General features: G+C 58.5%; 13 protein-coding genes and 1 pseudogene. 8 read left to right on the plus strand and 6 right to left on the minus strand.

All coding sequences use genetic code 11. The annotated features are described in order from the left end of the window. Position 1: 1 nt before the first annotated feature. Both FQ185_RS01005 and FQ185_RS01010 read right to left on the minus strand, forming a co-directional pair. Positions 2–292: pseudogene (locus FQ185_RS01005) on the minus strand (two-component sensor histidine kinase); the annotation flags it as partial. Positions 293–398: 106 nt separating this feature from the next. Continuing rightward, positions 399–1007 (minus strand): tRNA-(ms[2]io[6]A)-hydroxylase, encoded by a 609-nt coding sequence (locus FQ185_RS01010; protein WP_149415816.1) that lies wholly within the window; start codon positions 1005–1007, stop codon positions 399–401. A 160-nt stretch (positions 1008–1167) separates the two neighbouring features. Here FQ185_RS01010 and FQ185_RS01015 point away from each other — a divergent pair, with 160 nt between their 5' ends. Continuing rightward, on the plus strand, positions 1168–2031 hold the full coding sequence (locus FQ185_RS01015; RefSeq protein WP_149415817.1) for a universal stress protein: 864 nt from the start codon (positions 1168–1170) through the stop codon (positions 2029–2031). A gap of 135 nt (positions 2032–2166) precedes the next feature. On the opposite strand, the gene FQ185_RS01020 is transcribed toward FQ185_RS01015, so the two are convergent. Further along, positions 2167–2637 (minus strand): DUF1289 domain-containing protein, encoded by a 471-nt coding sequence (locus FQ185_RS01020; protein WP_149415818.1) that lies wholly within the window; start codon positions 2635–2637, stop codon positions 2167–2169. Positions 2638–3044: 407 nt separating this feature from the next. Between FQ185_RS01020 and acnB the strand changes: the two genes are divergently transcribed. Beyond that, positions 3045–5654, plus strand: a complete 2610-nt coding sequence (acnB, locus tag FQ185_RS01025) for a bifunctional aconitate hydratase 2/2-methylisocitrate dehydratase (RefSeq protein ID WP_149416140.1) — start codon at positions 3045–3047, stop codon at positions 5652–5654. Between the two features lie 122 nt (positions 5655–5776). On the opposite strand, the gene FQ185_RS01030 is transcribed toward acnB, so the two are convergent. Continuing rightward, positions 5777–7057 (minus strand): serine/threonine transporter, encoded by a 1281-nt coding sequence (locus FQ185_RS01030; protein ID WP_149415819.1) that lies wholly within the window; start codon positions 7055–7057, stop codon positions 5777–5779. A 269-nt stretch (positions 7058–7326) separates the two neighbouring features. Between FQ185_RS01030 and FQ185_RS01035 the strand changes: the two genes are divergently transcribed. The 6 genes from FQ185_RS01035 to FQ185_RS01060 all read left to right on the plus strand — a co-directional run bounded on the left by FQ185_RS01035 (position 7327) and on the right by FQ185_RS01060 (position 12757). Then, positions 7327–7710, plus strand: a complete 384-nt coding sequence (locus FQ185_RS01035; RefSeq protein WP_149415820.1) for a tautomerase family protein — start codon at positions 7327–7329, stop codon at positions 7708–7710. Between the two features lie 31 nt (positions 7711–7741). Next, positions 7742–8350 (plus strand): TetR/AcrR family transcriptional regulator, encoded by a 609-nt coding sequence (locus FQ185_RS01040; RefSeq protein WP_149415821.1) that lies wholly within the window; start codon positions 7742–7744, stop codon positions 8348–8350. A 105-nt stretch (positions 8351–8455) separates the two neighbouring features. Further along, positions 8456–9421 (plus strand): 2-hydroxyacid dehydrogenase, encoded by a 966-nt coding sequence (locus FQ185_RS01045; RefSeq protein WP_149415822.1) that lies wholly within the window; start codon positions 8456–8458, stop codon positions 9419–9421. 144 nt (positions 9422–9565) lie between these two features. Continuing rightward, positions 9566–10633, plus strand: a complete 1068-nt coding sequence (locus FQ185_RS01050; protein ID WP_149415823.1) for a phosphotransferase family protein — start codon at positions 9566–9568, stop codon at positions 10631–10633. Between the two features lie 34 nt (positions 10634–10667). Beyond that, positions 10668–11435: an SDR family oxidoreductase gene (locus FQ185_RS01055; RefSeq protein ID WP_149415824.1), complete on the plus strand. Its 768-nt coding sequence runs from the start codon at positions 10668–10670 to the stop codon at positions 11433–11435. A gap of 206 nt (positions 11436–11641) precedes the next feature. Then, positions 11642–12757 carry a Gfo/Idh/MocA family protein gene (locus tag FQ185_RS01060; RefSeq protein ID WP_149415825.1) on the plus strand — a complete coding sequence of 372 codons (1116 nt, stop codon included), beginning with the start codon at positions 11642–11644 and terminating at the stop codon, positions 12755–12757. Positions 12758–13170: 413 nt separating this feature from the next. Here FQ185_RS01060 and FQ185_RS01065 read toward each other — a convergent pair whose 3' ends face one another. Together FQ185_RS01065 and FQ185_RS01070 are read right to left on the minus strand one after the other, a co-directional pair. Then, positions 13171–13419 (minus strand): DUF1652 domain-containing protein, encoded by a 249-nt coding sequence (locus FQ185_RS01065; protein WP_149415826.1) that lies wholly within the window; start codon positions 13417–13419, stop codon positions 13171–13173. 193 nt (positions 13420–13612) lie between these two features. After that, positions 13613–15109: a helix-turn-helix transcriptional regulator gene (locus FQ185_RS01070; protein WP_149415827.1), complete on the minus strand. Its 1497-nt coding sequence runs from the start codon at positions 15107–15109 to the stop codon at positions 13613–13615. Positions 15110–15427: the final 318 nt, after the last annotated feature.

Here is a 15427-nt window from a genome sequence, read left to right on the forward strand (position 1 = left end):
GCAGTTTTTCCAGATCGCGCCAATGCGGCCGAACCCAGAAGAACAGCACGACGCCGATCATCACCGCGATCATCAGGTAAGCCGCGGCAATGTAGAACAGCATCAGACTCAGCTCGGCCGGCAGCTTGATGCTGAGCAACCGCGGGCCGCCGTCGATGCGGGAGATAAATTGCATGTATTTGTCACGAATGACTAACAATCCCTGGGCCAGCTCGGTTTTTTCCTGATCACTCAGCGCCAGTTGATCAGCCTCGACCACCGTCAGCCCCAGGCCGTAATGGGGACGCACCGCTGTCCGGGGTTTGGCGGCGTTGCAACGCACGCAAACGGGCTAGCAGCACGGGCTTTCGGAGATGTTTCATACTTTTAAGAGTTTTTTACACTTTCGGTCTAATGAGTCAGGCCGCGGCTGGTACACCGCTGTGGAAACGGAACTCCACGTCTGGCGACTCGATCAGCTCCTGCTCGGCGGCACGGACTTTGTCGATCACTTGGGCGATGTCCTTGGCATCGCCATACTGGTAGGCCAGTTTCAGGTAACCCTGAAAATGCCGGGCCTCACTTTTCAGCAGGCCGAAGTAAAACTTGCCCAGATCTTCGTCCAGATGCGGCACCAGTGCCTCGAAACGCTCGCAGCTGCGGGCTTCGATGAAAGCGCCGACCACCAGGGTGTCCACCAGTTTGACCGGCTCGTGACTGCGCACCACTTTGCGCAAGCCCGAGGCGTAACGCCCGGCGGACAATTGGCGCAGCTCGATCTTGCGCTTTTTCATCAGGCGCATGACCTGTTCGTGGTGCACCAGCTCTTCCCGGGCCAGGCGCGACATCAGGTTGATCAGGTCGACGTGGGAGTGATACTTGGCAATCAGGCTCAATGCCGTGCTGGCCGCCTTGAATTCGCAGTTCTTGTGGTCGATCAGCAGGGTTTCCTGATCGGCCAGCGCGGCCTGGACCCAGCCATCGGGGGTGCGGCAGCCGAGGAACTCGTGGATTTCGGGAAGGATCATGGGGCTCACGGATAAATGGTTCAAAACGAAGGGCGCCGATTATACCGGCCTGCCGACAGACCACCAGTCGCGACCGTTGATATGCATCAACTCCCGGGATGCCGGGCAGCAACTATAGTTGTGCAACGCCATGCTTTTTTATTCTCTGGAGATCCCGCTCATGCAAGCCATTCGCAGCATTCTGGTGGTCCTCGAATCCGAACACTCGGAAAGCCTGGCGCTCAAACGGGCCAAATTGATTGCCGGTGTGACTCAGGCCCACCTGCACTTGCTGGTCTGCGATCCCAAGCATGACCACAGCGCGATGCTGGGCGTGCTCAAGGCCGCCCTGCTGGAGGACGGTTACAGCGTCACCACCGAGCAGGCCTGGAACGAAAGCCTGCACGAAACCATTGTCGATGTGCAGCAGGCTGAAGGTTGCGGACTGGTGGTCAAGCAACATTATCCCGACAGTCCACTGAAAAAAGCCCTGCTGACCCCAGCGGACTGGAAACTGCTGCGTTACTGCCCGACGCCAGTGCTGCTGGTCAAAACCTCGAAACCCTGGACTGGCGGGGTCATTCTGGCGGCAATCGACGTGGGTAACACCGATGGAGAACACCGCACGCTACACGCCAGTATCATCGATCACGGCTATGACATCGCCAGCCTGGCCAAGGCTCACCTGCACGTGATCAGCGCCCATCCGTCACCGATGCTCTCGGCGTCCGACCCGACTTTGCAACTCAGCGAAACCATCGAAGCGCGCTATCGCGAGCAGTGCAAAGCGTTTCAGGCCGAGTTCGACATTGATGACGAGCACCTGCATATCGCGGAAGGTCCGGCGGATGTGTTGATTCCGTTCATGGTCCACAAGCTGCAGGCGGCGGTGACGGTAATCGGTACCGTGGCTCGGTCCGGATTGTCAGGGGCGTTGATCGGGAATACGGCGGAGGTGGTGCTGGATGCGGTGGAGAGCGATGTGCTGGTACTGAAGCCGGATACGATCATGGATCATCTGGAGGAGATCGTTACCCAGCATTGAGATTTGCGGCGTCAGGTAGTACGCCATCGCGGGCAAGCCACGCTCCCACAGATTTTGTGTTGATCACACCCGTTGTGTACGACACAAAACCTGTGGGAGCGTGGCTTGGTCCGGGCGGTGTTCCGACGATGCTTTTCAGCCGTCGAAGGCGTCCCGGAGAAAGCCCGGGGCAATGTAGCGCTGGTAATGCGCCTCGGAGAGCAAAAAGAACTCCCGATCAATGGCATCGCGCAACTCCGGCAGATTCCAGTCGCGAAACTCCGGCATCAGCACCATTCCGTAGGCTTCCAGGTTGTTGATGACCCGCGCCCCCCGGGCAATCAGCTGATACGCCCAGCAATATTCCGATTGATGCGGCACAAAGCGGATCTTGCGCTGCTCCAGTTGCAGCCGCAGGCGCTGGGGGTCGAAAACCTCCAGTTTACCGGCCATCACCTGGGACAACAGCTGCTCAAGACGCAGCCACACCGCGCGCTTTTCTTCCTCGTTGTAACCATTCCAATTGATCACTTCATGGTGGAAACGCTTGCAGCCACGGCACACCAGATCACCGTAAACAGTGGAGCAGAGGCCGACGCAGGGGGTTTTGATGGTCTGATTGGGCATAGGTAGGCAGAACACGGGAAAGCAGAACAGGTCGGCATGTTAGCCCTTTGTCTAACATTCATCACCCCTCAAAGTTCAGGGGCTAACTTACGTTTATATTTTTTTTGCCGTAGAATCAGCCAGCCTTTTAAGGCGCCAATGTCCGTTAGAAGCTGTTTTCAAAGCGTCACGAGCACAGTCGTTCCTTCAGAGCGGTGTTGGCGAAGGGTTTTTCCAGCGGGGAAAAGCCCAACGCCAACCCTCATCAGCTCCCGTTCTGCAGGCGTAAAACTTTGAAAGCAGCTTCTGTAAGGAATTGCCGGTAATTCTGGCTAAGTGGCCCACAACGCCATGCAGCGCATGAGTACGGCAATTTCGGGATGAGCGTCCCGGACACCCATTTGGGACCACTGATGAGGGTAATAACTGTGCTTGAAGCCTACCGCAAACATATCGAAGAGCGTGCAGCACTGGGTATCGTTCCCCAGCCGCTAAACGCCGAACAAACTGCAGGCCTGGTCGAGCTGCTGAAGAATCCCCCGGTTGGCGAAGAAGCTTTCCTCGTTGACCTGATCACCAATCGCATTCCGCCAGGTGTGGACGAAGCGGCCTATGTAAAGGCCGGCTTCCTGTCTGCCCTCGCTGAAGGCGAAGCAAAATCCCCTCTGATTGACAAGAAACGCGCTGTTGAACTGCTCGGCACCATGCAGGGCGGCTACAACATCGTGACGCTGGTCAATCTGCTGGAAGACGCCGAGCTGGCGCCAGTCGCTGCCGAAGAACTCAAGCACACACTGCTGATGTTCGACGCTTTCCACGACGTCGCTGAAAAAGCCAAGAACGGTAACGTTCACGCTAAAGGCGTGCTGCAATCCTGGGCTGACGGCGAGTGGTTCAAGAACCGCCCGACTCTGGCCGACAAGATCAGCCTGCGCGTGTTCAAGGTTACCGGCGAAACCAACACCGACGACCTGTCCCCTGCTCCGGACGCCTGGTCCCGCCCGGACATCCCGCTGCACGCCCTCGCCATGCTGAAAATGGCCCGTGAAGGCATCGAGCCTGACGCCCAGGGCGTTACCGGTCCGATGAAGCAGATCGAAGAAATGCGCAACGCCGGCTTCCCGATCGCCTACGTCGGCGACGTGGTTGGTACCGGTTCTTCGCGTAAATCGGCTACCAACTCGGTGCTGTGGTTCTTCGGCGACGACGTTCCTTTCGTACCGAACAAGCGTGCTGGCGGCTTCTGCTTCGGCAGCAAGATCGCTCCGATCTTCTACAACACCATGGAAGATGCCGGCGCACTGCCAATCGAGTTCGACGTCACCAACATGAACATGGGCGATGTGATCGACCTGTACCCGCATGCTGGCAAAGTCTGCAAACACGGCACTGACGAAGTCCTGACCACCTTCGAAATGAAAACGCCGGTGCTGTTGGACGAAGTTCGTGCTGGCGGCCGTATCCCGCTGATCATCGGCCGCGGCCTGACCGACAAGGCCCGTGCAGAATTGGGCCTGGGCCCTACTGACCTGTTCAAACTGCCTGAAGCACCTGTCGACACCGGCAAGGGCTTCACCCTGGCACAGAAAATGGTCGGCAAGGCTTGCGGCCTGCCAGAAGGCAAAGGCGTTCGTCCAGGTACTTACTGCGAACCGAAAATGACCACCGTCGGCTCTCAGGACACCACCGGTCCTATGACCCGTGACGAACTGAAAGACCTGGCGTGCCTGGGCTTCTCGACCGATCTGGTCATGCAGTCCTTCTGCCACACCGCGGCTTACCCTAAGCCGATCGACGTGACCACCCACCACACCTTGCCAGACTTCATCATGACCCGTGGCGGCGTTTCCCTGCGTCCGGGCGACGGCATCATCCACAGCTGGCTGAACCGCATGCTGCTGCCGGACACCGTCGGTACCGGTGGTGACTCGCACACCCGTTTCCCGATGGGCATTTCGTTCCCGGCCGGTTCCGGTCTGGTAGCGTTCGCCGCAGCCACTGGCGTTATGCCGCTGGACATGCCGGAATCGATCCTGGTGCGCTTCAAAGGCAAGATGCAACCGGGCGTCACCCTGCGTGACCTGGTTCACGCCATTCCTTACTTCGCGATCCAGGCTGGCCTGCTGACCGTTGAAAAGAAAGGCAAGAAGAACGCCTTCTCCGGCCGCATCCTGGAAATCGAAGGCCTGGACAACCTGAGCATCGAGCAGGCTTTCGAGCTGTCCGACGCCTCGGCTGAACGTTCGGCTGCCGGTTGCACCATCAAGCTGTCGAAAGATTCCATCACCGAGTACCTGAACTCCAACATCACCCTGCTGCGCTGGATGATCGGCGAAGGCTACGGCGATGCTCGTACTCTGGAACGTCGCGCTCAAGCGATGGAAGCCTGGGTTGCCAACCCTGAGCTGATGGTTGCCGATGCTGACGCCGAATACGCGGAAATCATCGAAATCGACCTGGCTGACATCAAAGAGCCTGTGCTCTGCGCACCAAACGATCCGGACGACGCCCGTCTGCTGTCCAGCGTTGCTGGCGAGAAGATCGACGAAGTGTTCATCGGTTCGTGCATGACCAACATCGGTCACTTCCGCGCTGCCGGCAAGTTGCTGGAACAGGTCAAAGGTCAGCTTCCAACCCGTCTGTGGCTGTCGCCGCCGACCAAAATGGACGCTCACCAGTTGACCGAAGAAGGCTACTACGGCATCTACGGCAAGGCCGGCGCACGCATGGAAATGCCGGGCTGCTCGCTGTGCATGGGTAACCAGGCACGGGTAGAGCCGAACTCGACTGTTGTGTCGACGTCGACCCGTAACTTCCCGAACCGTCTGGGTGACGGCGCAAACGTCTACCTGGCTTCGGCCGAGCTGGCGTCTGTTGCTTCCATCCTGGGTCGCCTGCCGACCGTCGAGGAGTACATGGAATACGCTGGCAAGATCGACAGCATGGCGGCTGATGTTTACCGCTACCTGTCCTTCGACCAGATCGCCGAGTTCCGTGAAGCTGCTGCGAACGCCAACATCCCGGTCGTTCAAGCCTAACGCTGCAACGCAATAAAAAACGCCGCCCATCGTGAGATGAGCGGCGTTTTTTTATGCCTGATCGTTGCTTGATCGTCCTGATCGTACCCACGCTCCGCGTGGGTACGATCAGTGTAGGACGGTCAGGCGCTCAGCGAATAGATCAACGCCGAAATCGCCACCAGGCCCACCGCCGTCACGAAGACGTTGGAAGCCTGACCGCGATAACGCGCCATGGCCGGAACCTTGCGAATCGCGTACATCGGCATCAGGAACAGGATCGCGGCGATAACCGGGCCACCGAGGGTTTCGATCATCCCCAGAATGCTCGGGTTCAGCGTGGCGACGATCCAGCAGACCACCAGCATGAACGCTGCAGTCATACGGTCCAGCGTCTTCGGTGCCGGGCGTTTGCCGCTCTTGGCGATCAGGCCTTTCAAACCCTCGCTGGCACCAATGTAATGGCCCAGGAACGACTTGGAGATCGCCACGAAAGCAATCAACGGCGCCGCGAAGGCGATGGTCGGGTTGCTGAAGTGGTTGGCCAGGTACGACAGGATCGACAGGTTCTGCGCCTTGGCTTCCGCCAATTGCATCGGCGACAGGGTCAGCACGCAGCTGAAGACGAAGAACAGCACCATCACCACCATCAAGGCGTGAGCGCGGGACAGGATCTGCGAGCTGCGCTCTTCGGCGTGGGGGCCGTAACGACGCTTCTGGTCCACCGCGAACGCCGAGATGATCGGCGAGTGGTTGAACGAGAACACCATCACCGGAATTGCCAGCCACAGCGTGTGCAGCAGTGCCGACGGTTCGGGCAGCGTCGACGCGGTGGCGAGAATGCCGCCGTTCCAGTGGGGAATCAGGAACACCGCGAGGAACAGCAGCGCCACAATGAACGGATAAACCATCAGGCTCATGGCCTTGACGATCGCCTGCTCGCCGCAACGTACCACCGCCAACAGGCCGAGGATCAGCACCAACGACAGCACGGCGCGCGGTGGCGGCATGATGTGCAGTTGATGCTCGAGAAAACTGCCCACGGTGTTGGTCAGGGCCACGCTGTAAATCAACAGGATCGGGAAGATCGCGAAGAAGTACAGCAAGGTGATCAGCGCGCCAGCCTTGATGCCGAAGTGTTCTTCCACCACTTCAGTGATGTCCGCGCCTTCGCGTCCGGACAACACAAAACGTGTCAGGCCACGGTGTGCGTAAAACGTCATGGGGAACGCCAGCACCGCCAGGACCAGCAACGGCCAGAAGCCGCCCAGACCCGCGTTGATCGGCAAGAACAGCGTGCCGGCCCCGATGGCCGTGCCAAACAGGCCCAGCATCCAGGTGGTGTCATGGCGATTCCAGCTCGTGAGAGTCGCTGGTGTCGCCGCTACATAGCGTTCGTCGACGCTATTGGCCTGATCATTCATCCGGTGGGATCTCCGCATTCCGGTCAGTTGCTACCCGGTCAGGACGAGTCGGAAAAATCCGACAGGCAGCGCCCTGGCCGAAACAGGGGCACGATTGTCCGGGATTGATGAACAGAAGCAAAGACTTAGCTGAGGAGCGGTTGTACGTATCAGTTTCACTGGCGAGATTTATTTAATAGATGTTCATAAAAATCTATTTAACAAAAGACTGGCCCGCTGTACTTTCGATGCTACCGGCTGATCAACAGCTCTCATTGATGGAGTCACTCATGCCACTCGTTCGCGTCGACATCAAAAAGAACCAGAACCCCACGTTCGCCAAAAGCGTCGGCAAACTTATCTACGCTGCCATGCACAGCACCATCGGCGTGCCGGAGAACGATAATTTCCAGATTCTGGCGGAACACGATGAACAACATTTCATCTTTGATCCCGGATACTTGGGCATCAATCGCACCGACAACCTGGTGGTGATTCAGATAACGATGAGCGAAGGACGCACCATCGAGCAGAAAAAACTGCTCTACAAAACCATCGCCGAAAGCCTTAACGCAGAACTGGCGATTCGGCTGGAGGATGTTTTCATTAATCTGGTGGAAGTGAAAAAAGAGAACTGGTCCTTCGGCAATGGCATTGCCCAGTACGCCCTCTGATTTCTACTTTTTATTTACCTGTGAGCCCCCAATGCCTCGAGTCTCCCGCAAACAAGCCGAACTCAACCGCGAGATCATCGTCGAGGCCGCCACGCGTCTGTTTCGCGAGCGCGGCCTGCACGGGATCAGCGTGGTCGATGTGATGGCGGCTGCAGGCCTGACCCATGGCGGCTTCTATGGTCACTTCGAATCCAGGGACGCGCTGGCGCAGGAAGCCAGCAGCCGGGCGTTCGAGGAGGCGGCAGGTCGCTGGAAGGAGCGGATCGCCGCCCATGACAATAAAAATGCTGCCCGCCAAGCCTTGATCGACCCGTACCTGTCCGCCGACAGCCGTGACAATCCAGGGGAGAGCTGCCCGGTCGTAGCCTTTGCCGGGGACATGTGCCACGAAGCGGCAGAAAGCGGCTTGCGTGAAACGTTCATGCAAGGCCTGAACAACCTGCTCGACACGTTTGGCTCGTTGACGGATTCAGACGACTCTGAACGCAATCGCCAGCAAGCGCTGGTGCAATATTCGCTGATGGTCGGTGCCTTGACGCTGGCCCGGGCCACCCGCGGCGATGCCCTGTCGGATGAAATCCTCAAGGCTGCGCGAACCTTCCTGATGACGCAAAAATCTTTCTCTCCTGTTCCGCTATGATCATCTGGAAGTGCTGCAACCTTTGGCGATTGCCAAAGCGTTCTGGACCCAACAATCGCAAGCGACGTTCGAGCCTCCACATTCCGACGCCCACAGGAGCCCAGCATGCCCGCAACCGTTCTGGTACTGGTTGAAACCATCAATGATTACCTGCCGATTCTCGAACATCAGGGCTTTCACCTGATACTGGCTCCCACGCCTGCCGAACGCGCTGCTGCCATCAACCGTCATGGCGCTCGGATCGATGCGGTACTGACCCGCGGCCCATTGGGCTTGTATGCCGATGAAATCGCCGCCCTGGCGAACCTCAAGATCATCTGCGTGATCGGTGCCGGTTATGAACACGTCGACCTGCAAGCGGCGGCCAACCGTGGGATCACCGTCACAAACGGCGCCGGGGTCAACGCCTCTTCGGTCGCCGACCACGCCATGGCGATGCTGCTGTCGCTGGTGCGCGACATTCCTCGCTGCGACGCTGCCGTGCGCCGGGGAGAATGGCCGAAAATCATGCGCCCTTCCCTGGCCGGCAAACGTCTGGGCATCCTTGGCCTTGGTGCCGTGGGCATGGCCATCGCCAAGCGCGCCGCCGCAGGCTTCGACATGACAGTGAGCTACCACAACCGCCAACATCGCAGCGACGTGCCATACAGCTTTTGCTCGACGCCCACCGAACTGGCGCGAGTCTCGGACTTTTTGGTGGTCGCGACCCCTGGCGGACTGGGCACCAAACACCTGATCAACCGGCAAGTGCTCGAAGCCCTCGGTCCCCAGGGGTTCGTCGTCAACATCGCCCGTGCCAGTGTGATCGTCACCAGCGACCTGGTCAGCGCACTAGAACAACGGCGTATTGCCGGTGCTGCGCTAGATGTCTTCGATGCCGAGCCCCGTGTGCCGGACGCACTCAAGTCCTTGACCAACGTAATCCTCACCCCACATGTCGCCGGCCTGTCTCCGGAGGCCACTCAAGGCACCGTGGAGCTGGTGGGTCGCAATCTGGTGGCGTTCTTTTCTGGCAAACCGGTGCTCACTCCCATCGACCTGCCGACTAGCGAGATGAAGGCTGTACTGTAAGAGCCATTCAAACAGGTGTATCAAAAGCAATGATTAACCGGCAACACGCTCACCTATAAGGGCCGTTCGTGGTTGTGGGTGTCGGGTGTGCGCATTAGATTAGCCAATAGTCTCAGGCCTCCAGAATAAGCAGAAGGGATAAGCATGGCGCTTACTGACCAGTCCACCCGTATCCGCACCGGTGAAGAACTCGATGCCAGCCTGATCGATCCGTACCTCAAGGCCCACATTCCGGGCCTGAGTGGTTTGCCGCAGATCAGCCAGTTCCCGGGCGGTGCGTCTAACCTCACCTACTTGCTGGAATACCCCGAGCAGGAGTTCGTCCTGCGTCGGCCACCGTTTGGTCACAAGGCCAAGTCCGCCCACGACATGGGTCGCGAGTTTCGCATCCTCAATCAGCTCCGTGATGGGTTTCCGTACTGTCCGAAAGCGTATGTGCACTGCACCGATGAATCGGTGATCGGCGCCGAATTCTATGTGATGGAACGGGTCAACGGGATCATCCTGCGCTCCGAACTGCCGCCGGAACTGGGCCTGGATTCGGCGCAAACCGAAGCCCTGTGCAAGAGCTTCATCGACAAATTTGTTGAACTGCACCGGGTCGACTACAAGGCCTATGGCCTGGGCGACCTCGGGAAACCCGAAGGCTATGTCGCGCGGCAGATAAAAGGTTGGAGCGATCGCTACGAGAAAGCCCTGACCCCCGATGCGCCGAAGTGGGAAGCAGTCAAAGCCTGGCTCAACGACAAAATGCCGGCCGATCACCCGACTTCCAGCATCGTCCACAACGACTATCGCTTCGACAACGTGATCCTCGACCCGAATAACCCGATGCAGATCATCGGCGTGCTCGACTGGGAGCTGACCACCCTTGGCGACCCGCTGATGGACCTGGGCAACACCCTCGCCTACTGGATCGAAGCCGACGACCCGGCACCGGTGCAACTGATGCGCCGTCAACCAAGCCACGCCCCGGGCATGCTGACCCGCCGCGAGTTTGTCGATTATTACGCCGAGCGCTCAGGCATCCAGATCGACAATTTCGACTTCTACTACACCTACGGCCTGTTCCGCCTCGCCGGCATCGTGCAGCAGATTTACTACCGCTTTTTCCATGGTCAGACCCAGGACAAACGCTTTGCGCAGTTCATTCACATGAACAAACTGCTGGAGCAAATGAGCCTGCAGGTCATCTCGAAATCCAGCCTCTGATCGCGCCACTGGCCCCCAACAACAAGGAAAACCCATGTCCAAGACTCAGTTGTTCGACCTCGACGGCAAAATCGCATTCGTGTCTGGTGCCAGCCGCGGCATCGGTGAAGCCATCGCCAAACTGCTGGCCCAGCAAGGCGCCCACGTGATCGTCTCGAGTCGCAAACTCGACGGCTGCCAACACGTGGCCGACGCGATCATCGCCGCCGGCGGCAAAGCCACCGCCGTTGCCTGCCACATCGGTGAAATGGATCAGATCACTCAAGTGTTCGCCGGCATCCGCGAACAGTTCGGGCGCCTGGACATCCTGGTCAACAACGCAGCGACCAATCCGCAGTTCTGCAACGTACTGGACACTGACCTCAGCGCCTTCCAGAAAACCGTCGACGTGAACATTCGCGGCTACTTCTTCATGTCGGTTGAAGCCGGCAAGCTGATGCGCGAAAACGGCGGCGGCAGCATCATCAACGTCGCCTCGATCAATGGCATCTCGCCGGGGATCTTCCAGGGCATCTACTCGGTGACCAAGGCCGCCGTGATCAACATGACCAAAGTCTTTGCCAAGGAATGCGCGCAGTTCGGTATCCGTTGTAATGCCCTGCTGCCGGGCCTGACCGACACCAAGTTTGCTTCGGCGCTGGTGAAGAACGAAGCGATTCTGAATACCGCGTTGCAGCAGATTCCGCTTAAACGTGTGGCGGACCCGAGTGAAATGGCGGGGGCTGTGTTGTATCTGGCGAGTGATGCGTCGAGCTATACGACTGGGGTTTCGTTGAATGTGGATGGGGGGTTCCTGTCCTGACCTGTTCTTGCAGATGAAAGAAAGGCAGCCTCAGGGCGCCTCAGGGCTGCCTTTTTTATTCTGTCCCCGCCCCCCCTGTCGATCGTTCCCACGCTCTGCGTGGGAACGATCAACTATAAAGAAATTCAATTCTATAATTTGCAATTAACGAATATTTATTCCATAAATAGCCATCCTGAAAACAAAATTCCAAAAAGGACCCGGCTATGCGCGAACTCGGTATCGGACTCATTGGCACAGGCTTCATGGGCCGCGCTCATGCCCTGGCGTTTCGCAATGTCAGCGCGGTTTTCGAACTGCCCCTGAAGCTCAAACTCGCAGCCTTGGCCGACGCCGACCCGCAGCGCGCCCGGCACTGCGCTGATACCTGGGGTTTCGACACCGCTCACAGCGACTGGCAAAAACTGATCGATGACCCCAAGGTCAATCTGATCGCCATCACCACGCCCAATCATTTGCACTACCCCATGGCCATGGCCGCTCTCGCCGCCGGCAAACCGGTGTACTGCGAGAAACCCTTGGCGGTAAGCCTGGAACAGGCCAATGCCATGCGCCTGGCGGCTAAAGCGGCGGGTGTGGTGACGCGGGTGGGTTACAACTATCAGCACAACCCAATGATCGGGCTGGCCCGGGAGCTGATTCAAAACGGCGAACTGGGACAGATCATCAGTTTCCAGGGTGAATTCAGCGAAGACTTCATGGCCGATCCTGCTTCGCCGTGGTCCTGGCGCTGCGATGCCGAACATGCCGGCGGCGCTTTGGCCGATCTGGGCAGCCACCTTTTGGCGATGGCGCGTCATTTGGTTGGTGATATCGAAGCCGTGTGCGCCGATACCCAGACTGTCCACGGGCAACGTCCTGCGACGGCTGGCAGCCAGGAGCAACGCAACATCGCGGTCGACGATCAGGTCCACGCCCTGTTGCGGTTTGCTAACGGTGCCCGTGGGACGTTCAGCAGCAGCTGGCTCAAACACGGTTACAAGAACCATCTGAGCTTTGAAATCAGCGGCACTCGGGGGACGTTGGCGTTCGATCAGGAACGCTTGAATGAACTGCGTTTATATCGCGCCGGGCAGGACGGCTTCCAATGCTTGCTGGCGGGGCCGAACTTGCCGGGGTACGCAGCGTTCAGCCCGGCGCCAGGACACCAATTGGGGTACAACGAACTCAAGACGCTGGAAGTCCATGATCTGGTGATGGCTTTGGCCGGGGTCGGTCAGGAAGGGACGGATTTCGAACAGGCATGGGAAGTCGAACGCCTGGCGACGGCGATTCGCCTGGCAGCGCAGGAATCGCGGTGGGTCAGGATCGAGGAAGTTTGAGCGCCACCCGGGTGGTCCCCGCCAGCAGCGCAGTGCCGCCGGCGGTACACACAAACAAATGGGTGCTTACTGCGTGACGCAACGCGTCAGCGTCGTTTCCCGAGTCACCTGCCCGTCCGCCCTCATATCGCCTTGCACATCGACGTTCTCAGTGGTCTGGCAGGTACGTACAGGAGGTGGAGGCGGTGCGGCGGGAGGGGGCGGCGGCGGACTGGCGCAACCACCCAAAATTGCAGCGCACAGAGCGAACGACAGTGGAGCAAAAGCGCGTATCCCAAGAATTTTCATCGGTTGACCCGCGGTAAGTGATCGACACATTTCCGCGACCCGACAACCACACCGCTAGTTCGCGGACCGGTCACAGAAACTACTCTCGTACTTCTGATACGACCGCTGGCAAAACCCGGCAGTTCCTAGGAAATCTCAGGACGATGTAACGTATTGCTCTCAAGCTCATAACGCAGTTCTTCAATCAGCGCCGTCACCGCTTCCGGCGTCCTGAGTGTTGCCGCGCTCAACCCACTGACCACCAGATCTACTTGCCCTGATACCGGATGATAGAGTTTCACCGTCAACGAGTTATCGCCCGTCACACTGCAATCACAGGCCAACGGTGAAAAACTGCGTTCCAGTTGCATACGCAATTGCGCCAGATAAATCATTCGACTCACCCTCGCAGCAACGCAGAATAAAATGCATTCGTGATGTGTTCGGGGCCCATGTGGCTGTTCCTTTAGCTGTTTCGAAGGGGAGACGATTGCGGCCCGAAGACCTGTATCGCACCCTTACAGATTAGAAACTGCCGTACCCGGCCAACACATGAATTTGCACCATCCTGGTTAGTGCATTTGCACCTTACCGTTGGCCCTTGGGCCATCGTTCGCTGGAGAACAAACCTCGCTCGCGCGCCCAGACAATCGCCTCACTGCGACTGTGGACATCAAGCTTGGAATACACCGTCGATACATGATTGCGCACCGTGTTGGGCGCCAGTTTCAGCCGCGCGGCAATTTCCTTGTCGGCCAGGCCTTCGCAGATCAGCCCCAACACATCGCGCTCGCGGGCGGTCAGGTCGGTGAACGACACACTGGGCAACTGTGGTGAGTTGACGTTCTTCACGTTAGCGAGCTTTTCGATGAGCGTGCGGCTGAACCACGAGGCGTCTTTCATCACCTCTTCGATCGCCGACACCAACTCCAGCTCCGTGCGTTTTCGCTCGGTAATGTCCATAAACACCAGCAGATAGCAGGGATTGTCCTGAATGTTCACGGTGTCGGCCGAGACCGCGCAATCGATCAGCCCGGCGTCTTTTTTACGCACCCGGACGTCGACACGATCCACGCTGCCGGTTTTTTCCAGCGCTGCAAACAGCCGCGTGCGAGCGCCGTTGTCATCGATAAAATCGATCTGCGTCACGGTTTTGCCAAGCACTTCTTCACTGGGATACCCCAGCGTGTCGAGAAAGGCCTCATTGACGTCCATCACCACCTGATCGTCGGCGTTGCACACCAGGATCGGTACCGGGGTCAGTCGGAAAGCCTTGGCGAAACGTTCCTCGCTCTGGCGCAGGGCGACTTCGGCCTTATGCCGAGGCTCCACGTCGACAAAGGAAAACAACATGCACGGCTCGTCGTTGAGCTCGAGGGGCTGGCCGGCGACAATCACCTGCTTGCTACCACCGCCGCACAATTGCAGCCCCGCCTGCATTTGCGGAATGGTGACCCCTTCGCGCAAACGCTGCTTGGCCAGGTCTTTGTTTTCAGCCCCCTCCAGCACGTCCAATTCGTAGGTCGAACAGCCGATCACCTGATCCCGTGCATAACCGGTCATTTCCAGAAAGCCCGGGTTGACTTTGATGTAGCGCAAATCGCTGAGGCGACAGATCACGGCCGGTGCGGGGTTGGCGTTGAAGGTCTTCTCGAAACGCTGCTCGGCACTGGCCCACTCGGTGACATCGTCCATGATCAGCACCAGCGATTCCGGCTCACCACGACTATCGGCCAACACCATGCTGCGCACGCTGTGGACCCAAGTGCGCTCTTTATCGTCGACCGGGGTTAATTCAACCAGCACATCACTGAAGGTCTCACCGCGGGCGACGCGATTGATCGGATAATTGTTGGCCGCGACCGGGTGATTGTTGCGATAACGCAGGATGAAGCGCTTGGCGTACTCGCCGGTATTGGTTCCCAGGTCGCTGACCTGTCCGACACCGTGCATGGCCAGCGCAGCGTCATTGGCCCAGAGGATGGTCTGGTCGAGTTCCAGCAAAATCACCCCGTCGGACAGACCGGCGATGATCTGCTGCAACTGACGGCGATTGGTTTCGGTGGTCAGGACTTCCTGGCTCATTGGATCTCCACACATGCGGCGGCGCATTCATGCGCCGCCCTGTGAAGATGTCGACCGCGGGGGGTTGGGATAGTGCAAACCGCCTGTGTGATGGCGCACCGGGTTACTGCATGTCCTACGCATCCTGCAACCCCGCCAATTTCTCCGGATTGCGCATGATGAAAATCCGGCTCACCTGCCTTGCTTCGTCAAAGCCAAAGGTCATCGATGCCGTGATAACGCCGTCAGCCTTGATGATTACCCCTTGAGCGCCGTTGATATCTCTTGAGCCAGCATCACGGTCAGGGTGGTGGTAGAGCCGCTGGTGATGGCGCGGTG

This window comes from Pseudomonas sp. ANT_H12B (genome assembly GCF_008369325.1).
GTDB lineage: Bacteria > Pseudomonadota > Gammaproteobacteria > Pseudomonadales > Pseudomonadaceae > Aquipseudomonas.